Raw genomic sequence first — 25,527 nt, 5'->3', positions numbered from 1 at the left:
GATCACCTGTCCTTCCCATTATCAGTTAAATGTACATAGCCTGGGCGTGCCCATTTCCGTTCGACTTCAACGCCATTTTGTGGGTGACGTTTTTTGTTACGAGGATTTGCTGCAGGTAGCGGGTTTTCGCCGCCTTTACGCAGTACTTCCATACGTACCATTGTTTGTTTATAAGCAGGCGTATTTGTCCGTTGATCAAGAGCTGGGCCTGTTAAGAAGTTAATCGCAGAATCTTTGTCAACAGAGTTCATCGGCAAGAATAGTTCGTTTGCTTTTACGCGATCTGTAACAAGTGCCGGCAATTTTAGTGCACCATATGGTGAAACTAATCGAACGAGTGAACCAGTTGTCACTTCACGCTCTTTAGCAAGTTGTGGAGATATTTCAACGAAAATACCCGGTACTTTCGTTTGGATCCCGTCAGATTTGTTTGTCATGTTTCCTTCATGGAAATGCTCAAGCAAACGACCATTGTTAATGTGAAGGTCGTATTCCTCAGGGAATTTTGTTGGTTCGACCCAGTCAGATAATGCGAAACGAGCTTTCTTATCTGGGAAGTTGAAGCCATCTACATAGAGTAATGGCGTACTTGAACCGTCGAAGTTCCCCCAAAGGAAGGTATTCCAGCCTTCAATGACATTGTAATTCGCCTGGCCGAAGAGTGGCGATAGGCTTGCCATTTCTTCGAAGATATCACCAGGATAGCTGTAGTTCCAGTTTTGACCTAAGCGATTTGCAACTTGTTGGATAATCCACCAGTCTGCTTTTGCTTTGCCTGTTTCAGGAAGTGCTTGATATAAACGTTGAACACGACGCTCAGTGTTTGTAAATGTACCTTCTTTTTCAAGAGATGGAACTGCTGGTAAAATAACATCCGCATATTGTGCTGTACGTGAAAGGAAGATATCTTGAACGACAAGGAAATCGAGTTTCGATAATACATCGTGCACATAGTTCGCATTCGAGTCAACGAGTGCCATATCTTCTCCGACAACGTACATCCCTTTCATAACGCCCTCATCTACCGATTTAAGCATGTGAATGTTGTCGAGACCTGGTTTTCCACTGATTTCTACACCATATGCTTTCGCAAATTTCTCACGAGCTACATCGTCTGTAATATGCTGATAACCTGGTAACCAAGCTGGAAGAGTCCCCATATCACAAGCACCTTGTACGTTGTTATGACCGCGAAGTGGATAAGCACCTGCACCTGGACGACGATAGTTTCCGGTTGCAAGCAACAAGTTTGAAATCGCTGCAGACGTATCAGATCCACCTGTGTTTTGTGTAACACCCATACCCCAAAGAATGCATGTACCGTCTGCATCACGAATCATTTCAGCCGTTTGGATTAGCGCTTCTTTAGATAGGTTACAAATTTTTGATGCATAATCGAGTGTATATTTTTCAAGAACTTCTTTGTAGTCCTCGAAGTAATGTACGTTTTCGTCGATAAATGCCTGGTCATGCCAGCCGTTATCGATAATGTATTTTGTGACAGCCATTAGCCATACTTGGTCTGTACCTTGTTGCGGGCTCAAGAAGATATCTGAACGCTCAGCCATCTCGTTTTTACGCAAGTCCGAAACAATCAATTTTTGGCCGTGCAGCTTATGCGCACGTTTGACGCGAGTAGCAAGAACCGGATGTCCTTCTGCTGGGTTTGCACCTACGATAATCACAAGTCCTGCTTGAGCGATATCTTTAATTGTACCGGCGTCTCCACCCATTCCAACTGTACGGAAAAGACCGTCTGTTGCAGGAGATTGGCAATAACGTGAACAGTTATCGACGTTATTTGTTTCGAATACTTGGCGTGCTAGTTTTTGAATGACATAGTTTTCTTCGTTTGTAATTTTCGAAGAAGAAATGAAACCAACTGCATCTTTACCATAAGTTGTTTTCAAGCCGCCAAGTTTTTCAGCAACAAGGTCGAGTGCTTCATCCCATGAGGCTTCAACGAACTCACCGTTTTTACGAATAAGCGGTGTTGTAAGTCGCTCTTTACTGTTGACGAAATCCCAACCGAATTTTCCTTTAATACATGTTGAAATGGCATTAACAGGTGCATCCGAAACTGGTTGGACTTTAAGAATTTTACGGTCTTTTGTCCATACTTCGAACGAACAGCCAACACCACAGAATGTACAAACCGTCTTCGTTTTCTTCGTACGTGTATCACGCATTGCAGCTTCAGCATCAGAAATCGCCAAAATGCCGCTATAGCCTGGTTCTACTTCTTTGACAAGGTCAATCATTGGGTCCAGAAGGTCTTCTTTCATGCCTGTCATGAATCCTGCTTCGCCAAGCATGGATTTCTCCATCAGCGCGTTACATGGACATGCCGTGACACATTGTCCACAGCCAACACAAGAAGAGTCGTTAATTTTCGCTCCGCCGTCCCATAAGACAATAGGGCGATCGCGTTCCCAATCGAGCGATAGCGTTTCGTTTACTTGCAAGTTTTGACAAACCTCTACGCATTGTCCACAAGCGATACATTGGTTTGGATCATAGCGATAGAACGGGTGAGTAAAGTCAACGCTGTTCGTTTCACATTTCGGTTCGTATGGATACTTTTGGTGCTCGACTTCCATCAGGTCCACTGTGTTGTGGATTTTACAGTTCCCATTGTTGTTGTCGCATACGGTACAATACAGCAGGTGGTTTTCAAGAATTCGATCCATTGCTTCTGTTTGTGCTTCTTTTGCACGTGTGGATGCGAGTTGGACGTCCATCCCTGAAACAGCTTTTGTTGAACAAGCTCGCATTAGTTGGCCATCGACTTCGACGATGCATGTATCACATGTTTCAATCGGGTCGACCTCTGGTAGGTGACAAATTTGAGGATGAGAAAATTGATAGTGATTGATAACTTCAATCAGTGTTTTGCCTTCTTCAAAATCAAAATTGGCACCGTTAATCTTGATTTGCATAGTAGCGCCTCCTTAGTTAATGTGAAAATTTAATAAATCAATTATGCCTTGGCGTAATTGCGTCCAGATTTTTTCGAGTGAGCTCGAAAAGCTCCCCTGAAAATCTGTGACATCCGCCGGAGGCTTTATTTTACTAGCATGGAGTTCAAACTCCGTGCTAGTAAAATAAAAAAAACCACCATGAAAAGAATACACCTAGCTTGACAAGTGCACTTTCATAGTGGAATAGTCTTCTAACAGAGCATGTTAAATTACCAGTCCAATTTTTCGATTACAATTTGATAATGCCCTAGCAGTTCATACTACGCCACCATCTGTGTATAATATTATAGTTGATTCCAGGCGAATTAACAATGAACTTCTATGAATCCACCATTTTTCAGTTTTATGAGAGAGGAAGGGTACGAATGGCAAAAAAAATTCATGATTTTAACGATATGATTCGAAAACTGCGCAAGGAGCTTTTTGGAAAAGGACCTGAGCGCATTCATACGGTAGTTGTTGACAATATGATTATTTCCACGCTTTACGGCAACTTGACACCAACGGAAGTATTTATTGCAGGCACGCCAGAAGGAAAAGAGATGGTTCATGCGGCAAGGACACGCATGATTCAAAATGTCTATCAGCAAGCACCCCCGGAAGGAATGGAAGAGCTCGTCGAAGCGAAATTTCTGCATCTGTTTTCGGATTTTAAACTAGAAGAGGACATTGCTGTTTCTGTGTTTCTATTTGATCGCACGATAGAGCTCAAGGGAGGGAAGGCGGATGGAACTAAGTAAGAAGCGGACGATTTTACGGTATACTGCTGGACGGTTTTCGGAACAAGAAGATTCAGTAGTTACTGAACATCCCGTTACCATCAAAATTAATGATCGAGAGTTTGCGACAATCGTTTGTTCTCCTGAATACATGGAGGACATGGCTGTCGGTTTTTTAGCGTCTGAAGGCATTATTCCAAAGTATGAGGATATTCAAGAGATTTGGGTGCAGGAGGAAGCGGGGATTGTGCATATTAAAGCAGAAAAAATTTATCCCTTTTACGAAAAATTATTGAATAAGCGTTATATTACGTCATGCTGCGGGATGAGTCGGCAAGGATTTGTGTTTGCGAATGACGCCTTGACCGCAAAGACTATGACCACGACGAATGTCACATTGACGCCGGAACAGTGTTTTTACTTGATGGGGCAGATGGATCAGTCAGCGAAGATGTTCCGTGAAACGGGCGGGGTTCATAATGCGGCCTTGTGTGATGCAAATGGTTTTGTGCTGTCGCGAATGGATATTGGACGACATAATGCGCTCGATAAAATCTATGGACATTGCTTGAAGCATCAGATTCCGGTTCGGGATAAGGTGCTTGTTTTTAGTGGCCGGATATCATCGGAAATTTTATTGAAAGTGGCTAAAATCGGCTGCGAAATTGTGCTTTCGAAGTCAGCACCTACGGAGTTGGCATTGACTCTAGCAGAGGAATTAGGGATTACAACTGTTGGATTTATTCGTCAGCAAAATTTTAATGTCTATACGCATCCAGAACGAATTATAGTGAATGACATACCGAACGTCTGAAGTATATCGTTGTGTTTGAGATGTGGGCGAAAATGTTGCGAAGGATCTTTACCTGATGCCCGTTGCTTCCGGAATACAGCCATTTATTGAATTGGCAGGAGTGGGGGACTTCTGTCAATTTAGTAAAAATTGAGCGTGACAAACCGAAAAAAAGGTGCTAATGTGACACTTGTGTGAAATTTCACAAAAACTACTTTTTATGAGAGGTAATTCCTTTAGGTCTTTTTTATGTAAAAAATTACTTCGAAATGATGGGAAATGAATGGGGTCTTGCTTTATATTTTCACAAAGGGGGAGAAGAATTGAAGAAGACGAAGAACAGGTGGCTTATCGCAGCATCGGCAGTAGGTATTCATATTTCCATTGGATCGGTTTATGCATGGAGTAACTTTACGAATCCATTGATTGAGCAGTTTGGTTGGTCAGCGAGTCAAGTACAACTGACATTTAGTATCGCTATTTTGTTTTTGGGGTTATCAGCTGCATTTATGGGGCATTTTGTAGAAAAGCATGGTCCTAGGAAGGCGGGGATCTTAGCGGCGGTTTGTTTTGGTGTGGGTGTCATGGGGGCTGGATTTGCTGTAAGCGCTTCCTCGTTACCATTGCTGTATGTATTTTATGGAGTACTCGGTGGAATTGGACTCGGTGTGGGCTATATTGCACCTGTTTCAACACTGGTTAAATGGTTTCCTGATCGCCGTGGCTTGGCGACAGGTCTTGCGATTATGGGCTTCGGTTTTGCGGCAGCAATCAGTAGTCCGATTATGGAAGTATTGATTACGTCAGTTGGCTTGCAAAATACATTTTATATTTTAGGGGCATCTTATTTTTTAATTATGATTTTATCCTCTTTATATCTTGAAAAACCGGAAGAAGGTTGGGCGCCAGCAGGCTTTGTTGACAAGGCCAAATCTGGAAAGGTTGAACAGAAACGTGACTTGGCACAATTGACGGCGAACGAGGCTGTGAAAACGAAACGTTTTTACTATTTATGGCTCATGCTATTTATCAATGTTACGTGCGGAATCGCGATTTTATCGGCGGCTAAGCCTTTAGCAATTGATAGTATTGGGATGACAACTGTACAAGCCGCAGCACTCGTAGGGGTTCTTGGTATCTTTAACGGTGCAGGTAGACTCGGATGGGCAACGATTTCCGATTATATTGGTCGACCAAATACTTATACGGCGTTCTTTGTCATCCAAATCGCACTGTTTGCTTTGTTACCGTTTACAACGAACGCATTGCTCTTCCAAGTGACATTGGCCATTATTTATACATGTTATGGCGGTGGATTCTCGTCCATCCCTGCGTATATTGCCGACATTTTTGGGACAAGACAGCTTGGCGCTATTCACGGTTATATTTTAACGGCTTGGTCAGCTGCTGGGCTTGCGGGTCCGATGTTCGCGGCATGGATGAAGGACACGACGGGTAGTTATGAAAGCAGCTTGTTGTTTTTTGCAGGATTATTCGTTGTAGCGCTTATCATATCAATTTTAATCCGCATTGATATTCGAAAAATCGAAGCACAAAATGAGAAAGTATTGTCGCGTCCGTTGCAAGAAGTTGTTAGCGAATGACAAAGGCTGTATAGATTTAAAAAATAAACAATAGATCGTTCAAATAGTTCCTGTCACCTCTAACTTTCGTTACAATAGAAAGAAAGGGTGACAGGATTTTTTTGTCTATATAAATTGAACAAAAGAATGCCACTAACAAAGCTTGGCGACCGCTTGTAAGGCACCTTTGCTAAATAGTAGATGAAAATCATGCGTTCAATCTATATAGGAAACTATAAAACCCTTAGACTGTGGCTAAAATTTTATATAGAAAGGGAGGAAAAGATATGTCACTGCGCTTCATAACGGGCAGATCTGGTACTGGGAAAACGACGTTTATCGAACGGGAGATTGCGGAAGAGTTGCAGCGTGATCCGATGGGGGCACCCGTTATCGTGATTGTTCCCGATCAGATGTCGTTTTCGATGGAGCATAGCTTGTCCGTCAATTTTGGCTTAAAAGGTATCATTCGTGCACAAGTGTTGACGTTTAAACGACTTGCTTGGCGTGTGTTACAAGAAACGGGCGGCATTGCACGCATGGAAGTGGACGGCTTTGGTTATAGAATGCTTGTCCGAAGTGTGTTGGAGGATAATCAGGATGCGTTTAAGCTATTCCGCCAAGCGGCAGGGAAACGTGGATTTACAGAGCAAATTGGCGACTTGATGAAGGAGTTTAGCCGTTATTGCTTGGATCATGAAACGATGCGCAATCTCCACGAAGAGTTAGCCGTGGCGAATGCACCGCGGACGTTGCTGGACAAAACGAGTGATTTGTCACTGTTGCTGACGAAAATTGAAGAGCGACTCGGCACAGAATTTGTTGACAGTGAAGGGCATCTTGCACTTCTTGCTGCGCAAATTCAACATTCGGAGCTGTTACAAGAGGCAGATATTTACCTGGATGGTTTCGAAAACTTTACGACGAGGGAATATGAAATTATTACGCAGTTGATGAAGTATGCGCGTCGGGTAACTGTGGTGTTGCCGATGGAAGGTATGCACGCAAACAATGCGGATCACGAGTTGTTTTTCAACCCTGTACGAACATCGCATAAATTGCGTGAGCTGGCGCATGTGGAGTCGATTGAGGTCGAAGAAGCCGTTCATTTGTCGGAAGTGCGCCGTTTTCAAAATGCAGACCTTCGGCACCTCGAAACAGAATTCGACTATTATCCGGCACAACAGAAAGCGTCGACAGGAAATGTTGTGCTGATTGAAGCGGCAGATCGACGTGCAGAAATTCATGCGGTTGCACGGCAGATTCGAGAATTGATGATTGCGGGCAAGCGTTATAAAGACATGGCAATCTTGTATAGACAGCCCGAGAAATATGATGAATTAATCGAAACGATTTTTCCACACTATGATATTCCTGTATTTGTCAGTCAGAAAAAAACAATGTTGCATCATCCGCTCATTGAATTTTCGCGTTCGATTTTAGAGGCGATTTTGTCAGGATGGTCGTACGAATCGGTCTTTCGTGCGGTGAAGACGGATTTGTTTTTCCCGCATCGTGAAAACAAATTGCAATGGCGTGACCGCGCGGATCGCTTGGAAAACTATGTGCTCGCACACGGTATTTACGGCAAGCGTTGGTTTGATGACAGTCGTTGGCGAGTGAAGAAGTATCGTGGCCTTGAGTTGTATACAGATGTTCAAACAGACGAAGAATTGGCGCTTGAAAAAGACTTGCATCTTGTGCGTGACATCATTCGGGAACCGCTTGCGGCATTGGAAGCGAGTGTAAAACGTTCGAAAAAAGGACGAGATGTAGCCGAAGCACTGTTTTTATTCATCGAGCAGTTGCAGGTGTTTGACAAAATTATTGATTTACGTGCGGAAGAAGAGCGTGCAGGTCGCTTGTTAGGAGCGACGGAGCATGAGCAAGCTTGGAACGGTTGGATTAATGTCCTTGACCAATTTGTCTTAATGTTTGGCGATAAAGAAATGGCTTCCGCAGAAGCAGCACGCATTTTGGATGAAGGTTTCGATTCGCTCGAATTTGCGCGTATCCCACCTTCGCTTGATCAAGTAACGGTGGCGAACGTGGAAGTTTCAGGGCTAATGGACATCGATGCGGTGTTCGTATTAGGTGTCAGTGAAGGGGTGATGCCGAAACGTATTGATAATGAAGGAATTTTATCAGACGCCGATCGGGAGTGGTTTGCGGAAGTGGGCTTTGAACTCGCGGCTACGTCTAAGTTGAAATTAATGGATGAAACGTACTTGGCGTATCGGGCATTTACAGCACCTCATGATCAGCTTTTTATCTCGTATCCGATTGCGGATGAAGAAGGAAAAGCGCTTATTCCGTCACTTTATATTGCACGGATTCAACAGCTGTTATCGGGGACGGTGACGAAAATAGCGGTGACAGATCCATCGGAATTGCCGATAGAAGCCGATCAATTCGAATATATTAGCCATCCGCGTTCAGCATTGCCGTTTGTGTCGATGAAGTTGAAAGAAGCCGAGCATTCTGGTGTGTTAGAGCAGGAGTGGCGGGCGGTAATGGCCTATTATGAATCGAGTTCTTATTGGTCATCGGTTTATCATCATATTCTTCGACCGATGCAGGCAGGCAAAGGGACGGAGCGATTGCGTCCAGAATTGACGACCGGATTATACGGTGAGTCGTTTATTTCGAGTGTTTCGCGCGTTGAATCATACTATAGCTGCCCGTTCCAGCATTATGCATCGTATGGGCTTGGTTTGCGCGAGCGGACAGAATTTACACTTGAAGCACCTGCCATTGGAGATTTGTTTCATGCCGCGCTGAAATGGGTGTCTGATGAAACAATGCGCCTTGGTAAATCATGGGCGGAATTGTCGCGAGAAGAGTGCTGGAAATTGGCAAGAGCGGCGGTAGAAGATATCTCTCCTTATTTCTTCAATCGCATTTTGCTCTCAACGAGCCGCTATCTATATATTCAGCGCAAGCTAATGCAGATTATTCAACGGACCATTTATTCACTTAGCACGCAGGCGAAATCGACGGTATTTAAACCTGTGGCTATTGAAGCCGGATTCGGGCCAGGCGAGGAATTGCCACCATTGGAAATTCCATTACGCCGTGGCGATACGATGAAGCTGCGTGGCCGTATTGACCGCGTAGATGCGACTGAAATTAATGGCAAGAACTATGTACGTGTGGTCGATTACAAATCATCGGCACGCAGCCTTGATTTGACGGAAGTCTATTATGGCTTGTCTTTGCAAATGTTGACGTATCTCGATGTGACACTCGAAAATGTGGAAGATTGGCTAGGGATGTCTGCAGATCCAGCGGGGATTTTGTATATGCATGTGCATAATCCGATGATCCGTACGGGTACTGAATTGACGAAGGCACTTCTTGAGGCGGAAATTGCGAAATCGTATAAAATGAAAGGCTATTTACTGGAAAATCCAGAGGTAGTCGTAGGCATGGATGCGGATATCAGCAAGTCTTCTTCGATTGTTCCAGCTGCTTTTAAGGTGGATGGTACATTTACGAAAGCATCGAAGGTGTTGGCGGCGGATGATTTACAGATGATGCGTTCCTACGTTCGAACGCGCCATCAGAAAGCGGGCGACGCAATGCTAGCGGGTGATACGCGTGTCTTCCCTTACAAGCTGCGCGATAAAATGCCTTGTCAGTATTGTGCCTACCAATCGGTATGCCAATTCGACCCGACAGATCCAGCATCTGAATTTAGACCCTATCATGAAATGGATGCGGAGTTATCACTAGAAAAAATGCGCAAGGAGGTCGACGGAGATGCACATACCCGTGAAACCTGAAGGACTGACATTTACAGATGCGCAGTGGAAAGCCATTTGGGCAACAGGAAAAGACGTGCTCGTGTCCGCAGCGGCGGGCTCAGGCAAGACGAAGGTACTGATTACGCGAATGATTGAAAAAGTGTTGGATGAAAAAAATCCAATCGATGTCGATGAATTGCTTGTCGTTACGTTTACCAATGCATCGGCGGCTGAAATGCGTCACCGAATGGCTGCGGCATTGGAAGAAGCGATTGCGGCTAAACCAGAGTCTGTCCATTTGCGAAGGCAGTTAAATTTATTGAATAAAGCACAGATTTCCACCTCACATTCGTTCTGTTTAAATGTCGTACGGCAATATGCCTATTTACTTGATATCGATCCAGGTTTTCGCATAGCAGATAGTACGGAAGCAGCATTGTTGCGGGATGATACGATTGGTGCGGTGTTGGAAGAAGCGTATAGTGCGGAAGATCCAGAAGCGATGTACCGACTGGCTGATAGTTTCACATCGGACCGCAATGATCAGTCTATTGAGACGCTGATTGGTCGCTTGTATGATTACTCACGCGTACATCCATCACCGGAACAATGGTTGCGTCTCATTCCGATGCAATATGATATTGGACCCGTCATGTCGATTGATGACTTGGCATTTATGGAACCATTGAAGATGACGATTCGCCATTCGCTAGAGGAAGTGGCGGCGCTCACAGAGGATATGAAACGGATTGCGCTGATGATAGATGGTCCGGAGCCGCTGGCGGCGACTGCGGAAGCTGATTTACTGTGGATTCATGAGGCAATTCGCTATGTGACGACAGGCACATGGGAAGAAACGTATGCATTTTTTGGTTCTTTAAAATGGACAAAAGCGGGAACGATTCGCAAAGATTCATGTGACCCGGCGCTTGCGAAACGAGCGAAAGCGTTACGGGATGCGGTTAAAAAAATTGTCAACACGTTGAAAGAGTCTTACTTTACGAGAACGCCGGCTCGTTTGCTTGAAGAGATTCGGCTGATGGCGCCGACGATGTATACGTTAATTGACCTGGTTGTTGAGTTTGGCAAACGCTATGAACAGGTGAAAATCGACCGGGGCATTGTGGATTTCTCAGATTTGGAGCATTATGCGCTACGAATCCTGTCGTATGAAGAAGATGGCAAGCTAGTCCCTTCGGATATTGCTATGGATTATCGCAATCGATTTGCAGAAGTACTTGTCGATGAATACCAGGACACGAATATGTTGCAAGAAACGATTATCCAACTCGTGAAACGAGGTGGGGAAGAAGACGGTAATCTATTCATGGTGGGCGATGTCAAGCAGTCGATTTACCGTTTTCGACTAGCTGAACCGATGTTATTTCTCGGGAAATATAATCGTTTTACGGCGGGAAATGGCAATCAAGGTCTGAAAATCGATTTGAATGCCAATTTCCGTAGTCGGAGAGAAGTGCTGGATGCGACAAACTTTATTTTTGCACAGATTATGGGGGCGCGTGTCGGGGAAATCGATTATGATGACGCGGCGGCGTTGAAGTATGGGGCGCAGTATCCTGAAAAAGCGGTGACAGCAGGCTTGACGTTGTTGTATGAGGAAGAGGAAAGTGAAGAAGAGGCAGACGATGCAACAGAACTCGCAGGGCAAAGTTTAAAGAGTTCTCAAGCAGAAGCACGCTTTATGGTGAAAAAGATTCAAGACTTACTCGCTTCGGGTGCTGAAGTGACGGATGCTTTTAGCGATAAACGACGCCCACTTGAATATCGGGACATTGTCATTTTAATGCGGTCGATGACCTGGTCGGGTGAAATTGCTGAGGAGTTTAAACTGGCGGGAATTCCAGTCTATGTGGAATTGTCGCATGGCTATTTCGATGCGCTTGAAGTGATGATTATGCTGAATACGTTACGTGTTGTCGATAATCCGTATCAGGATATTCCATTAGCATCGGTCCTTCGTGCACCATTCGTTGGCATGACGGAAAATGAACTGGCACAAATTCGACTGACGGCGAAAAACGAGCCATTTTATGAGGCCTTGAAACGATTTGTCGTGACAGGTGGAGCTGGCGTGGCGGCTGAGACACAGAGCAAATTACAGCGTTTCCTTGAACGATTTGAAGACTGGCGTAATCTAGCGCGCCGCGGTTCGTTGTCCGAGCTCATTTGGCAAGTTTATTCCGATACGCATTACTATGAAATGGTGGGGGCTATGCCGAATGGCAAGCAGCGTCAAGCTAATTTGCGCGCGTTGCATGATCGAGCCATTGATTATGAAAAGACATCGTTTCGTGGGTTATTCCGCTTTTTGCGTTTTATCGATCGAATGCGAAAACGGGGCGATGATCTTGGGACAGCGCGCTCTCTGAATGAAAAAGAAGATGTTGTTCGCATTATGACGATCCATTCCTCGAAAGGGTTGGAATTTCCGTATGTCTTCATGGCTGGAGTTGGAAGGAAATTTAATAAGATGGATTTTAATGAAGCTTATTTGTTTGACCAGCATTTTGGGCTGGCAGTGAAAGCTATTGATCCCGACAATCGGATTATGTATACCTCATTACCTTTCCTTGCGATGAAGGAGAAAAAGGAACTGGAAATGCGAGCAGAAGAAATGCGCGTGTTATACGTTGCGATGACACGTGCGAAAGAGCATTTGGAAATGATTGCATCCGTGAAGGATATTGAGAAGGCGATGGTCAAATGGCAAGATGCACAGCTGATTGAGCCGCAGGAGATGTTGCCGGAATATACCCGGTCACGTGCAAACGGCTATCTTGACTGGATTGGCCCGGCTGTTGCGCGACATGCGGCGTTTGACAAATTCGGGGTAATGCCCGGTGGTCAATTAATCGAGGATGCTTCTAAATGGCAGCTTGATGCGTTACCTGTTTCAGCGTTTTACACGGATGTGGGGGAAGCCCATCCTGTAAAGGAGCTTGAAATGGAAGGCGCTCAAGTCGCGGAAGTAGATGCTAAAGTCGTGGCGGAAGTGACGCGACGATTTGATGCGACATATCCTTTTGAAGCATCGGTAACAAAGCGCTCGAAACAGACCGTTAGTGAATTAAAGCGCTTGGCAATGCTGGAGCAGGAAGCGAATGATGATCCATTTGTTCAGCAAAATGCCGAAGTGAGTAAAGCGTATCTTCATGCAAGGCCGACCTTTATGCAATCACGTGCACTATCTGCCGCGGAGATCGGAACGGCGATGCATACCATTATGCAGCATATTGCCATTCAACAGACGCATACCGCCGAGGATGTGGCGCAACTTGTTAATGAACTAACAGGGAAACAGCTCATTACGAAGGAAGAAGCGCAGGCTGTGGATATCCAGGCGATTGCTCAATTTTTCACAACTTCGATTGCGCAACGACTTGTAGAGGCGAAGCGAGTGCTACGTGAATTGCCGTTTACGTATGCTTATGATAGCGCAGATGGCGATTATCAAATCTTGCAAGGGATTGCGGATTGTTTATTCGAAGAAGCAGATGGTTGGGTATTGCTAGATTATAAAACTGATAAAGTTCGTGGTAGATATGGTTCTGATGAAGCAATTGATGCCGAGATGCATAAGCGCTATGGTATTCAATTGAATTTGTATAAGAAGGCAATCGAAGAAATAGTAAACATTAAAATCAAAGAAATGGTCCTGCATCTATTTGATGGAGAGCGGACTGTAACGATTCAGGGGGAATTGAATTGAAGGGAACACCGACAACACTTGGCAATCGGGTTGAAGTACTCGATTTGCTGCGAGGAGTTGCATTGCTCGGTATTTTTGTCGCAAATATGCTGCACTTCCACTCGCCTTATTTGTATATGGATCCGTATTCGTGGTTCAGTACGCCAAGTGACCAAGCAACATTTAAAAATATTGATATTTTTGTAGAGGCAAGTTTTTACCCGATTTTTGCGATGTTATTTGGCTATGGTTTGAATATGCAATATGAAAAGGCATTAGCAAACGGTACTGCGTTTGCGCCATTTATGGTACGTCGTTTAACGGTTTTACTAGGCTTTGGCTTGATCCATGCGTTGGTCGTTTGGTCGGGTGATGTGTTGTTCACCTATGCGGTGATGGGCTTTGTGATGATTGCGTTTGTTCGTATTCCGAAGAAATGGCTCCTCCCGATTGCGGCGATTGTCTATATTGTGCCGAACGCATTTTTCTATATTGTCACGTATTTACTTGAAAAGATTAGCCCGAATATGATGATGGAGGGCTATGCAGACATTCATCAAATTGAGCTAGCGATTGGTGCATATGGGCTTGGCACTTATGGTGAAATATTTAGCTTTCGCCTGGTTGAATGGTTAACATTCGGTCTGCTGTCGACAGCGAGTGGTTTTATCATCATCTTGCCACTCATGATGATTGGTGCGGGGCTTTCCAAATGGCAAGTGTTTGAACGTGCTAGCGAACTGAAAGGCCGTATTGCGGTGATCACTGTGATTGCGCTTGTAGCGGGAATTTGGATGAAAGCTGCGCCACATATTGATGGGGCGAATACGGCAGATATGATGTTACAAACGTCATTTGGTGGGCCAATCTTGGCAGCGGGGTATGTGGGATTGTTATTGCTGTTATGGCAAGTTCCGTTTATCCGCACGGTCTTCCGTCCGATTTCCAAAGCAGGTAGGATGTCATTGACCACCTATATTATGCAGTCCGTCATTGCGACAACGATTTTCTATGCCTACGGTTTTGGAATGTATGGAAAAGTCGATTTAGCAACGGGGATATGGATTGCGATTGGGGTATTTGCTATCCAAGTGATTTTTGCAGAACTATGGTTGTCGAAATTCCGCATGGGGCCGTTAGAGTGGGTCTGGCGAAAAGCGACTTACGGAAAAAGTTTTTCGAATAAAGAGGGAAAGAGTCGACCTTTGTCGTAACAAGTACAATTAGGGAATTCATTTCAGAGAGGATGGGGTAGAAGATGAAATTGTTATCGTTCCGCTATGAGGGCCAAACATTGTTCGGACCAAAAGTAAAAAAAGAGGATGCAGTATGGGATATGCTAGCCATTGCAGATGCATATGACATCTCCGATTTCCCACAAACAATTACAGCGGGTATTGCCCAAGGAATGGACTTTGTGGAACAAGTGCGTAAATTAGCGGAACAAGCACGTCTAGATGAAAATTCAGAGCGTTTTAAATATGAATTTACAGAAATTGAATGGCTTGCGCCGATTCCAAGAACGCCTAAAAATGTGTTATGTGTAGGCAAAAACTATGCAGATCATGCAGTGGAAATGGGGGCAGATGCGCCACCTGAAAAGCTGATGCTCTTTACAAAATCACCGACAGCCATCGCTGCGGACGAACAGGATTTACCGATTCATGAAGGCGTGACAGACAGCCTCGATTATGAAGGGGAGCTTGCTGTCGTCATTAGCAAGACAGGGCGTAATATCCCGAAACAGCTTGCCTACGATTATGTATTCGGTTATACCATTGCCAATGATGTTACTGCGCGTGATATCCAAACGGCACATGGACAGTTTTTCCTTGGCAAAAGCTTAGACGGTTCTTGTCCGATGGGGCCTTATATTGTGACGAAAAATGAAATTCCAAATGCGCATGATTTATCCATCGTGACAAAGGTTAATGATGAGGTCAGGCAGAATAGCAATACAGCATCGATGATATTTAAAATTGATGAATTGATTGCGGAAATTTCTCGTTTTATTACGTTGGAGCCAGGCGATGTGATTTTGACAGGTACGCCTGCTGGGGTTGGAAAAGGGATGACACCGCCAACATTTTTGAAAAAGGGCGATACGGTGAAAGTGTCTATCGAAGGTATTGGCACACTCGTCAATAAATTTGTCTAAGGGTAATTTCTACCTTGGCTATGTATAATGTGATAGGATTATTACGGTAATTATAATAATCAATGAGGTGACAGTTTTGGATTCAACGCATTTCCACATTTTTTCATGGGTTGTAGGCATCATTCTTTTCCTTGTCGCAGCTGTAATGGCGAATGGCACAAAAGGGAAAAAAATTACGCATATGATCGCACGCCTGTTTTATGTATTGATTTTAGTGTCAGGCTTCTTGTTGTTCATGAAAACGATGAGTTTGGGTATGGGCGCGTTGTACGGCATGAAATTCCTTTTCGGTCTAGTGACAATCGGTATGATGGAAATGGTGCTTGTGCGCTCTGAGAAGAATAAGAGTGTTACGATGTTCTGGGTTCTGTTTTTCGTATTCTTATTCGTAACAATGTTCTTAGGTTTCAAACTTCCGCTAGGAATTACATGGTTTAAGTAATTCTTTCTAAACAAAGGAGCAGTGATTGGAATGGTGTCTAGTATGGGACCTATACTACTCGTATGTACGTTGCTACTCATGGCACTGTTTGTGGTTTCTGTTTTCATTGTTTCGAGGAAAAAGCGGACATCAGATTTTGAAGATGATGAATAGAATGAAGGAAACACCTGCTGGCGAATGTGCTGGCAGGTGTTTTTTGGATGGAGAGAGTATGATGAGGGCGCAATCCATCGTCTGAAGCGCGCATATTCACAATATCGCCCTATTTAATAGGGAAGCGGCGGCATTTTGGCTTGAAACGATGGCGGCATGTCGAGCGGTTTGGTAAAATGACGAAAGAGTGCGTTTTGAGGAGGCAGTTTTGTGAAGGTAAATAAAGGATTTGGACTAATTGTAACCTTGCTCGTATTTGTATCGACCTTGTATCCAACAGGGGCTTTTGCACAGGCAGAGCGAACAATTGAGGACGAAAGTATATATGATTTGCTCGTCGACCGTTACAACAACGGGGATGGCACAAACGATATTGACGTGGACGTTGAAGATGGCAATGCGTTTAACGGCGGTGATTTTGCCGGTGTCACTGCGAGATTAGAGCATATTACAAAAATGGGCTTCACGATGATTTCACTAGGGCCTATTTTTAGCACAGAATCGTACGATGGTAGTAAAGTACTGGATTATACGAAGTTGGAACCGCGTTTTGGGACAGATAAAGATTTTGCGGCTATGCATAAGGCAGTTCAGAAGCAAGACCTGGCAATCATCGCAGATTTTCCATTTGGCGGTGTGAGTGCTAATCACGTTTGGGCACAAGAAGGAACGGCAAAATTCACACCAGCAGCAGATGATACAATCGACTGGGACACTACAGATCCAGGCACGCAACAAGCATTGAAAAATGCAGTTATTAACTTTATGGAAACAGCTAAACTGGACGGTATCCGATTAACGAAAATTAGTCATGTCGACACAGCGTTTATCAATGAAGTGATTGCGGCTATTAAAGAAGTGCATCCTGATGCTTACGTGTTAACGAATGAAGCGAGTGACGCAGATTTTGATGCAGCGCCAAGCATGGACAAAATGGCGGCATTGAAGCAGTCATTTGTCGGAACAGATGCCGACACATCACCGCTTGCGCTATTTGATAACCCGAACAAAAAAGAACTCATTCAATTTGATGAATTGACAGGACCACGCTTCACCTATGAAATGGTGGAAGCGAGAATGTACCCGCCAACAAGATGGAAAGTAGCAGCGGCAGGCCTATTTACATTGCCAGGAATCCCTGTCCTTCCATATGCTTCGGAAATTGCAGTAAACGGGAAAGAAGCACCTGAAAGTCATCCAATGACAAACTTTAAAACTGATATGGAACTAGCCGATCACATCGGTAATTTAAACAGCTTGCGCAATCAATCCGAAGCCCTTCGTAATGGAGACTTCGAAATGTTGCACAATAAAGATGGCTTTACGGTTTATAAACGTTCAAATGATAAGGAAACATGGATCGTTGCGTTGAACAATACATCAGAAACAGCCAATGTAGAAATTCCGAAAGAAATTATCGGGGAAAACAAGAAACTACGTGGCGTACTCGATAATGATTTGATTCGCGAATCGAAAGATGGCGTATACCGTGTTGTATTAGAACGAGAACTTGCTGAAATTTATATTGCGGATGAAGATACGGGATATAATACACCGTATCTTATCGCATCGATTCTTATTTATGTCTTATTCTTTGGCTTCCTCTTCATGATGTTCAAAAAAAGTCGACAAGCGAAACGAGCGCGTGCGGCGAAGTAATCGAAAAACTCCAGGAATGGCAATTTGCCATTCCTGGAGTTTTTTATCTTTATTCAGCTTACAGTTTATTTAAGAAAAATACTGCGACTGTGCCTGGGCCGGCGTGTGAACCGACGGCAGAGCCGATGAGGTGAATTTCGATATTTTTCGGGCGGAATAATTCTTCGATAACTGCCTTCAATTCAAGTGCAATGCTTTCATCATCACCATGGCTAATGGCGATTGTTTGGTTGGCTAAATGATCGCCACGCTCTGCCATTAACTCTGTCATTCGGCGCAATACTTTTTTACGGCCTCGGTGTTTTTCAAGTGGCACAAGTTTGCCGCTTTCAACATGCAAAAGTGGTTTAATGTTCAATAACCCGCCGATAAAGGCACTAGCTTTCGATACACGTCCACCTTTTGCAAGATAATCAAGATCCTCCACGGTGAATAAATGCTCCATATGCCCTGCCATATGGCGTATTTTACGTTCGATTGTTCGGATGTCAGTTTCACCAGCATCTCGTAGGCGAACGGCTTCTTTCACGAGCAATCCATAGCCAAGGGAAGCACATTTCGAATCAATAATGACTAAATTCATATGGGGATTCGTCTCTTTTACTTGATCCCTTAGCATGACCGCTGTATCATGCGTGCCTGATAGCTCTGACGAGAAAGCGATATAGATGCCATCTTCCCTAGATTGAGCGAGCTCCCGCCATTTTTCCAGGATCAGCTCCGGAGAGGCTTGTGACGTTTTAGGATGTTTGCCAGCTCGAATGGCTTTGTATACTTCTTTGGAATCGATTGTTAAAATATCATCATACTCTTGATCGTCAATTAGAACCCTTAGTGGGAGGAGTGTGACATCATTTTCTGCAAAAAAAGATTTTGGTAGATCGCATGCACTGTCCGCAAAAATTTTCATGTTAATCCCTCCTATTATGTAACTATATAAATTGAATTAAAGAATCCTACCTACAACGATTGGCGCTTGCGGATGCCTCCCGCCATAAAGCCAGGCAGAAAACCACTGCCAGTCTTATGGCTTCGGCGACCGCTTGTAAGGCGCCTTTGCTGGATAGTAGATGAAAATCATAAGTTCAATCTATATCATTTTATGACAAGTGTAACCGTTCTTTGAGCACTTGTGCAATGCCATCTTCGTTATTTGTCAATGTCACTTCGTCGGCAATGGATTTCAGTCTGTCGATGCCGTTGCCCATCGCGACGCCGACGCCTGCATAGTCAATCATTTCGAGGTCGTTGTCTTCATCACCAAACGCAATGATGCGCTCGCGCGGAATGTCCATCCATTTGGAGACGTGGGAAATCCCAACGGCTTTATTCAAACCGTGTCGCACGATTTCAATAACATGCCAAGGAGCACCCCAGCGTCTATGGTCAATGACCTCCGCATGAACATCCGCAAGATGGCGGCGAATCGGATCGACAGTATTTTCGTTCGCTTGAATGAGTAAACTTGTTGGGTTCACTTGTAAATATTGTCGAATGTCACCTTGCGTAATGATCGGATTACCAAAGCCGAAAATATCGAGCAGTTTTTCATCATGATAATGCATGTATACATCATCCATGACTTCGGCAACAATGTTATGGACCGAAAATGGCTGCATAGCATCGATAACTTCTTTGACAACAGGCAACGAAATGGTCTCATGAATTGTTTGCCAAGAGCGATTACCAGGATGGTGGACGAATGCGCCGTTGAAATTGACAATCGGTGTTGTTAAGCCGAGTTGACGGTAGTACACTTCACTTGCGCGATATGGTCTACCCGTTGCAATCATAATATGATGGCCTTGCGCTTCTGCTTGTTTTAGCGTCTGTATCGTTTTTTCGGAAATGACTTTTTCGTCGGTCAGTAAAGTCCCGTCAAGATCGAGGACGATTAAATGTGGTTTCAAAATAATTCCCCCTTCTATTGTTCAGTTTATCGTTAGCGGGGGAGGCAAGTCAAAAAATACTATAGGATGAATCGTCCTTTTTGTTTTTTTAGACAAACTTTGTTAGGCTCAATGAAAGGGGAAAGGTGTGGATACCGTGATTGTCAATGAAGAGATGTGGGGAAAGATTCCCTTATTACATATTGTAGAAAAAGAACTTGAAGATAAACAAGTGCCTGTCGTCATTTTTGCGCATGGTTTTACGAGTGCGAAAGAACATAACTTACATTACGCATATAACATGGCCCGAAAAGGTATTCGCGTTTTATTACCAGATGCGCATTTACATGGCGTGCGGCATGAAAATTTGGATGAAGTTCAACTAGGCCTTCGCTTTTGGGAAACGGTGCTAACATCGATTGAAGAAATCGGCTTCCTTCGAGAAGAGTTGATTGCACGCAAGCTCGTTACAACAGAGAACATCGGTTTGGGTGGCACATCGATGGGTGGCATTACGACGCTTGGTTGTTTGACTGTCTATGATTGGGTGGATGCGGCGGCCGTGATGATGGGCGCACCCGGGTTTGTCCAACTGGCAAAAGCGCAAATGGCTCAGTTCGAAAATCGTGGTTTCAAATTGCCGATCACGGCAGAAGAAAGAGCGTCTTTATTAGATACGTTATCGACGTTTGATTTAACGAAGCATCCAAAGGCATTGCAAAACAGGCCGCTGTTTTTCTGGCATGGCAAACAAGATACGGTTGTGCCGTACGAACCAACGTTTAATTTTTATGAAGCGGTGAAAAAAGCGTACGCAGATGCGCCAGAACGATTTGAATTTATGTCAGATGATACGGCTGGACATGCCGTGTCAAGAGTGGGAATGTTACGTGCGGCAGATTGGTTTGCGCGTCATTTGAAAGGTTAAGGCGAACTCTGTTATGATGAAAGTATCAACTGGATGAAAAGAGGGATGAAGATGAGTGAAGCAATGAAAGAGAGTCTAATGGGGGCTCTAGAAAACGTCATCGACCCAGAACTTGGCATCGATATCGTGAACTTGGGTCTTGTCTATGATGCTGAGCTAAGCGAAGAAGGCACGGCGATTGTCACAATGACATTGACATCAATGGGCTGTCCGATGGGGCCGCAAATTGTTGCGAACATCAAGCAAGAATTGGTGGAACTTCCAGAAGTGAAAGACGTAGATGTCAACATCGTTTGGAACCCACCATGGTCAAGGGAAAACATGTCACGCTATGCAAAAATGGCGCTTGGCGTAAGATAATAAAGAACAACCGAGTAACTAATAGCTGGCCGACTAAATTCGCCGCTTTCTGCGGCAACATCGGCACTAGTACGTCCTGTACGTCGGAGACTCGGTACAGAAAAAGGCTGTATGACTGTAATAAGTCATACGGCTTTTTTGATTGTAAAAGAAGGAATCCCGGAATTATGTCGAATGAATTAAAGTAGAGGGAAGAATTGAAAAAATGGGAGTGGGTTGGATATGTCGATAAAAACAGCGGATTTATGTGATGATTTTTCCAATGAGCTACAAGTATGTTCAGTAGAATTCCAATCGTATGGCAAGCATAAACGATTTTCAGGACCGATTGCCACTGTTAAAGTGTTTGAAGATAATGTGTTGGTGAAAGAAGCTTTGCAGACAATTCCGGAAGGTAGCGTCCTCGTTGTCGATGGGGGCGGTTCTAAACGATGTGCATTAATGGGGGATAATTTAGGGGATATCGCACAAACACGCAAGCTAGCGGGAGTTATTATTTTTGGCTGTGTGCGTGATACAGTGGATATTGGGGAGCAAAATATCGGTGTCTTCGCACTCGGTAGCAATCCATTGAAAAGCGTGAAAAAAGGCAAGGGCGAGCAAAACGTTCCTTTGAACTTTGGAGATATTGAATGGGTGCCAGGGCACTACGTCTATGCGGATGAAGATGGAGTCGTTGTAGCAGCGCGTCATTTGCTAGGCTAATGGAGCGCCTTGGAAAGTGTTCATGCCTTTCCAAGGCGTGTATCTTTTTTTAGAGCATGCAAATCACTTTACATGTAGTTATGAGCGCTCTATAATTTAATTAATCAAAGATAGTCAAAGTCAAACTGGTGGAGAGGTGGATGTCGATGAGAATGAGCGAACAACAAGAGGATCAGCGCACACCGCTGGAGCAATTTGGGCGTAACCTCGTTGAAGATGTGAAACACGGCAAAATAGATCCTGTCATTGGACGTGATGAAGAGATTCGTAATGTGGTCAGGATCTTATCGAGAAAGACGAAAAATAACCCTGTTCTTATTGGGGAGCCCGGTGTCGGGAAAACAGCGATTGTCGAAGGGCTTGCACAACGGATTGTTAAAGGTGACGTGCCAGAAGGTTTGAAAGATCGGCAAATTTTCGAACTGGATATGAGTGCATTAATAGCAGGTGCTAAATATCGTGGGGAATTTGAAGAACGCTTAAAAGCGGTACTGAAACAGGTGAAAGACAGCGATGGAGAGATTATTTTATTCATCGATGAAATCCACACGATTGTTGGTGCAGGGAAAACAGAAGGCGCAATGGATGCGGGCAATATGTTGAAACCGATGTTGGCACGTGGCGAACTGTATTGCATTGGAGCAACGACACTCGACGAGTACAGGATGTATATTGAAAAAGATCCGGCGCTTGAACGACGCTTCCAGCAAGTGCTCGTTCGTGAACCATCTGTTGAAGATACAGTATCTATTTTGCGTGGCTTGAAGGAACGATTTGAGCTGCATCATGGTGTCCGCATTCATGATCGAGCCATTGTGGCGGCAGCAACGCTGTCCAATCGTTATATTACGGAAAGATTTTTACCAGATAAAGCGATTGATTTAATCGATGAAGCGAGTGCGATGATTCGAACAGAAATCGATTCGATGCCGCAGGAGTTGGACGCTGTGACGCGCCGTATTATGCAGTTGGAAATCGAGGAACAGGCTTTGCGGAAAGAGAAAGACAGCGTCAGTATGTCACGTTTGGAAGCATTACGCAATGAATTGCAGGAGCTAAAAGATTCATCCGCGGGAATGCGAGGCCAATGGGATGCGGAAAAAGCGACGTTGCGCGGCATTCAGGAAAAACGCGAACAGCTCGATCGTTATCGACGTGAACTAGAGGATGCGGAAAACCGTTTTGATTTAAACAAAGCGGCAGAACTAAGTTATGGAAAAATTCCTACGCTTGAGCAGGAGCTAGCGAAATTAGAAGCGCCACTAGTGGATGGGCGAGAAAGTCGGCTGTTGCGAGAAGAAGTGACGGAAGAGGAAATCGCGGCGATTGTCGCGCGGTGGACTGGTATACCTGTGACGAAGCTCGTTGAAGGTGAACGTGAAAAGTTGTTGCGATTGGGTGATACATTGGCAGAACGTGTCATTGGGCAGGACGATGCGGTGCAACTTGTGACGGAAGCGGTATGGCGTGCACGTGCAGGTATTAAAGATCCAGATTCCCCGATCGGTTCGTTTCTCTTTTTAGGTCCAACAGGTGTCGGGAAGACGGAATTGGCCAAAACGCTCGCTGCGACGTTGTTTGATTCGGAAGAGCATTTCATCCGCATTGATATGTCGGAGTATATGGAGAAGCATAGCGTATCGCGGCTTGTTGGCGCGCCTCCGGGGTATATAGGTTATGAGGAAGGCGGTCAGTTAACGGAAGCCGTTCGCCGTAACCCCTATTCAGTTGTCCTGTTGGATGAAATCGAAAAAGCACATCCGGACGTTGCAAATATTTTATTGCAAGTATTAGACGATGGACGTATTACAGATAGTCAAGGACGGCTTGTTAATTTCACAAATACGGTGATCATCATGACGTCGAATATTGGCTCGGCATACTTGCTACAAGGGGCGGTAGATTCGGACAGCCATGCGGCGGAAGATTTAGTGATGGCAGAGCTACGTCATCATTTCAAGCCTGAACTGTTGAACCGCATGGATGATATTATTATTTTCCATTCCTTAACAGGTGATTCGTTCCGCTTGATTGCTCGAAAAATGCTGGAGGATCTTGCGACACGCTTACAAGGGCAAGAAATCGAGATGATTTATAGTGACGATGTGTTAGATTGGATTGTAAAGGAAGGGACGGATGCTGATTTTGGCGCACGTCCATTGAAACGCTTCATCCAACGCCATGTGGAAACACTTGTAGCGAAAGAAGTAATTCGGGGAGATATGAAGTCCACTGACAAGCTAAGTCTGTCCATGAAGGATGGACAGCTTCAAGTACAATGATTGAAACGACCACATGGCGATGCAGGCCATGTGGTTTTTAAAATGAAAAAACCATCGCCTAAGAAGGAGATGGTTTTAAAATCCTGATTAATGATCTGCAACTTCGCCATCTGGGAAAGATTCACCAAGGACGATGACCAAGACCGCGAGAATAACCGCGACAATTGCGCCTGCTGCGAAATCAAAAGGTATGTTGGCGATTGAGCCAGCTACATAGTTCAACATGGACACTAAACAGAAAGACCAGAAAAATGCCATTACGAATCTCATTGAATTCACCTCTACATTACTATTTCCTTGTCCATCATATCATAGCGCTTCCGTTGTAGAAACAATTTTCCGTGCAAAGAGACACTTTATTTGGCGAAAAAGTGTCAGTGGGTTGAAAAATCTAGCCATTTCTTTTATGATTGATACCAGGTACTAATAATAGATGATAAGAACGGGGGATATGGAATGAACGCAGGTCTTATCGGCATGGGAAAGTATGTACCATCGGGAGTACTGACGAATGCGGATCTTGAAAAGCGAATAGATACGTCAGATGAATGGATTCGAACAATGACAGGGATTGAAGAGAGACATATTGCGGGGGATTCAATAGATACGTCGGATATGGCCTATCATGCTGCGGTGGATGCCATTGCAAATGCAGGTATTACACCGGAAGAAATCGGACTTATTCTTGTAGCTACGGTTACACCAGATCGTCCATTTCCGTCTGTAGCCACAATGATTCAAGAACGGCTAGGCGCAAAAAATGCAGCAGCGATGGATGTTTCAGCAGCCTGTGCGGGATTCATGTATGGGGTTGTAACGGCGAAGCATTTCATTGAAGCGGGCACATATGATTATGTCCTCGTAGTCGGTGTTGAGAAATTGTCTAGAATCACGGATTGGGAAGACCGTAATACGGCTGTCTTGTTCGGAGATGGTGCAGGCGCGGCAGTCGTCGGAAAAGTAAGCGAAGGGCGCGGAATTTTGTCCTTTGAGTTGGGGGCAGATGGTACAGGTGGAAAACATCTTTACCAAGATCGATATATTCACATGAACGGCCGTGAGGTCTTTAAATTTGCGGTTCGTCAAATGGGCGAATCCGCTTTAAGTGTGATTGACAAAGCGGGTTTGACAAAGAAAGACGTCGATTTCTTAATACCGCACCAGGCGAATATCCGTATTATGGAATCATCGAGAGAGCGTCTTGGTTTACCGGTTGAGAAAATGTCGAAGACTATCCATAAGTATGGGAATACGTCAGCTGCATCGATTCCGATTTCATTGATCGATGATTTGGCTGATGGGAAAGTAAAAGATGATGATATTCTTGTTCTTGTCGGATTTGGCGGAGGCCTTACATGGGGTGCGTTGTGTATTAAATGGGGTAAATGATAGATCGTGAATGGGTTTATTTCTTTTATAG

Annotated in this window: 18 protein-coding genes; 14 read left to right on the top strand and 4 right to left on the bottom strand. The window is 44.5% G+C overall.

Annotated features, from left to right (window positions below):
• Window positions 1-2: 2 nt before the first annotated feature.
• Window positions 3-2,939: a formate dehydrogenase subunit alpha gene (fdhF, locus tag MKY34_RS20495; RefSeq protein WP_342512952.1), complete on the bottom strand. Its 2,937-nt coding sequence runs from the start codon at window positions 2,937-2,939 to the stop codon at window positions 3-5.
• Between the two features lie 407 nt (window positions 2,940-3,346).
• On the opposite strand from fdhF, the gene MKY34_RS20490 reads away from it, so the two are divergent.
• From MKY34_RS20490 to MKY34_RS20450, 9 genes are all read left to right on the top strand, one after another.
• Window positions 3,347-3,721 (top strand): DUF2294 domain-containing protein, encoded by a 375-nt coding sequence (locus tag MKY34_RS20490; protein ID WP_342512951.1) that lies wholly within the window; start codon window positions 3,347-3,349, stop codon window positions 3,719-3,721.
• On the top strand, window positions 3,708-4,514 hold the full coding sequence (gene fdhD / locus MKY34_RS20485; protein ID WP_342512950.1) for a formate dehydrogenase accessory sulfurtransferase FdhD: 807 nt from the start codon (window positions 3,708-3,710) through the stop codon (window positions 4,512-4,514). Before MKY34_RS20490 ends, fdhD begins: the two co-directional genes overlap by 14 nt.
• Window positions 4,515-4,816: 302 nt before the next feature.
• Window positions 4,817-6,097 carry an OFA family MFS transporter gene (locus MKY34_RS20480; RefSeq protein WP_342512949.1) on the top strand — a complete coding sequence of 427 codons (1,281 nt, stop codon included), beginning with the start codon at window positions 4,817-4,819 and terminating at the stop codon, window positions 6,095-6,097.
• A gap of 266 nt (window positions 6,098-6,363) precedes the next feature.
• A complete protein-coding gene (gene addB / locus MKY34_RS20475; protein WP_342512948.1) occupies window positions 6,364-9,861 on the top strand; it encodes a helicase-exonuclease AddAB subunit AddB in 3,498 nt (1,165 codons plus the stop codon).
• The gene (gene addA, locus MKY34_RS20470; RefSeq protein WP_342512947.1) at window positions 9,839-13,552 is read left to right on the top strand and encodes a helicase-exonuclease AddAB subunit AddA; all 3,714 of its coding nucleotides are present in this window, start codon (window positions 9,839-9,841) and stop codon (window positions 13,550-13,552) included. The genes addB and addA overlap by 23 nt, the downstream gene beginning before the upstream one ends.
• Window positions 13,549-14,745, top strand: coding sequence for a DUF418 domain-containing protein (locus MKY34_RS20465; protein WP_342512946.1), 1,197 nt, complete (start codon window positions 13,549-13,551; stop codon window positions 14,743-14,745). Before addA ends, MKY34_RS20465 begins: the two co-directional genes overlap by 4 nt.
• 44 nt (window positions 14,746-14,789) lie before the next feature.
• Complete coding sequence (locus tag MKY34_RS20460) at window positions 14,790-15,689, top strand: fumarylacetoacetate hydrolase family protein (protein ID WP_342512945.1); 900 nt, start codon at window positions 14,790-14,792, stop codon at window positions 15,687-15,689.
• 67 nt (window positions 15,690-15,756) lie between these two features.
• Window positions 15,757-16,131 (top strand): YisL family protein, encoded by a 375-nt coding sequence (locus MKY34_RS20455; RefSeq protein ID WP_342512944.1) that lies wholly within the window; start codon window positions 15,757-15,759, stop codon window positions 16,129-16,131.
• 363 nt (window positions 16,132-16,494) lie between these two features.
• On the top strand, window positions 16,495-17,943 hold the full coding sequence (locus tag MKY34_RS20450) for an alpha-amylase family glycosyl hydrolase (RefSeq protein ID WP_342512943.1): 1,449 nt from the start codon (window positions 16,495-16,497) through the stop codon (window positions 17,941-17,943).
• 58 nt (window positions 17,944-18,001) lie between these two features.
• Here MKY34_RS20450 and MKY34_RS20445 read toward each other — a convergent pair whose 3' ends face one another.
• Window positions 18,002-18,853 carry a DegV family protein gene (locus tag MKY34_RS20445; protein ID WP_342512942.1) on the bottom strand — a complete coding sequence of 284 codons (852 nt, stop codon included), beginning with the start codon at window positions 18,851-18,853 and terminating at the stop codon, window positions 18,002-18,004.
• Between the two features lie 190 nt (window positions 18,854-19,043).
• Window positions 19,044-19,853, bottom strand: coding sequence for a Cof-type HAD-IIB family hydrolase (locus MKY34_RS20440; protein ID WP_342512941.1), 810 nt, complete (start codon window positions 19,851-19,853; stop codon window positions 19,044-19,046).
• A 136-nt stretch (window positions 19,854-19,989) separates the two neighbouring features.
• Here MKY34_RS20440 and MKY34_RS20435 point away from each other — a divergent pair, with 136 nt between their 5' ends.
• The 4 genes from MKY34_RS20435 to MKY34_RS20420 all read left to right on the top strand — a co-directional run bounded on the left by MKY34_RS20435 (window position 19,990) and on the right by MKY34_RS20420 (window position 24,107).
• Window positions 19,990-20,760 carry a prolyl oligopeptidase family serine peptidase gene (locus MKY34_RS20435; protein WP_342515321.1) on the top strand — a complete coding sequence of 257 codons (771 nt, stop codon included), beginning with the start codon at window positions 19,990-19,992 and terminating at the stop codon, window positions 20,758-20,760.
• A 51-nt stretch (window positions 20,761-20,811) separates the two neighbouring features.
• Window positions 20,812-21,120, top strand: a complete 309-nt coding sequence (locus MKY34_RS20430; protein ID WP_342512940.1) for a metal-sulfur cluster assembly factor — start codon at window positions 20,812-20,814, stop codon at window positions 21,118-21,120.
• 222 nt (window positions 21,121-21,342) lie between these two features.
• Window positions 21,343-21,825 (top strand): ribonuclease E activity regulator RraA, encoded by a 483-nt coding sequence (gene rraA, locus MKY34_RS20425; protein WP_342512939.1) that lies wholly within the window; start codon window positions 21,343-21,345, stop codon window positions 21,823-21,825.
• A 152-nt stretch (window positions 21,826-21,977) separates the two neighbouring features.
• Window positions 21,978-24,107: an AAA family ATPase gene (locus tag MKY34_RS20420; protein WP_342515320.1), complete on the top strand. Its 2,130-nt coding sequence runs from the start codon at window positions 21,978-21,980 to the stop codon at window positions 24,105-24,107.
• A gap of 87 nt (window positions 24,108-24,194) precedes the next feature.
• Here MKY34_RS20420 and MKY34_RS20415 read toward each other — a convergent pair whose 3' ends face one another.
• A complete protein-coding gene (locus MKY34_RS20415) occupies window positions 24,195-24,377 on the bottom strand; it encodes a YjzD family protein (protein WP_342512938.1) in 183 nt (60 codons plus the stop codon).
• A 186-nt stretch (window positions 24,378-24,563) separates the two neighbouring features.
• On the opposite strand from MKY34_RS20415, the gene MKY34_RS20410 reads away from it, so the two are divergent.
• Window positions 24,564-25,496, top strand: a complete 933-nt coding sequence (locus tag MKY34_RS20410; RefSeq protein WP_342512937.1) for a beta-ketoacyl-ACP synthase III — start codon at window positions 24,564-24,566, stop codon at window positions 25,494-25,496.
• Window positions 25,497-25,527: the final 31 nt, after the last annotated feature.

The sequence above is a fragment of the Sporosarcina sp. FSL K6-1522 genome (assembly GCF_038622445.1).
Lineage (GTDB): Bacteria > Bacillota > Bacilli > Bacillales_A > Planococcaceae > Sporosarcina.
Note: the sequence above shows the minus strand (reverse complement) of the source record. Positions and strands in the feature narration are given on the sequence as shown.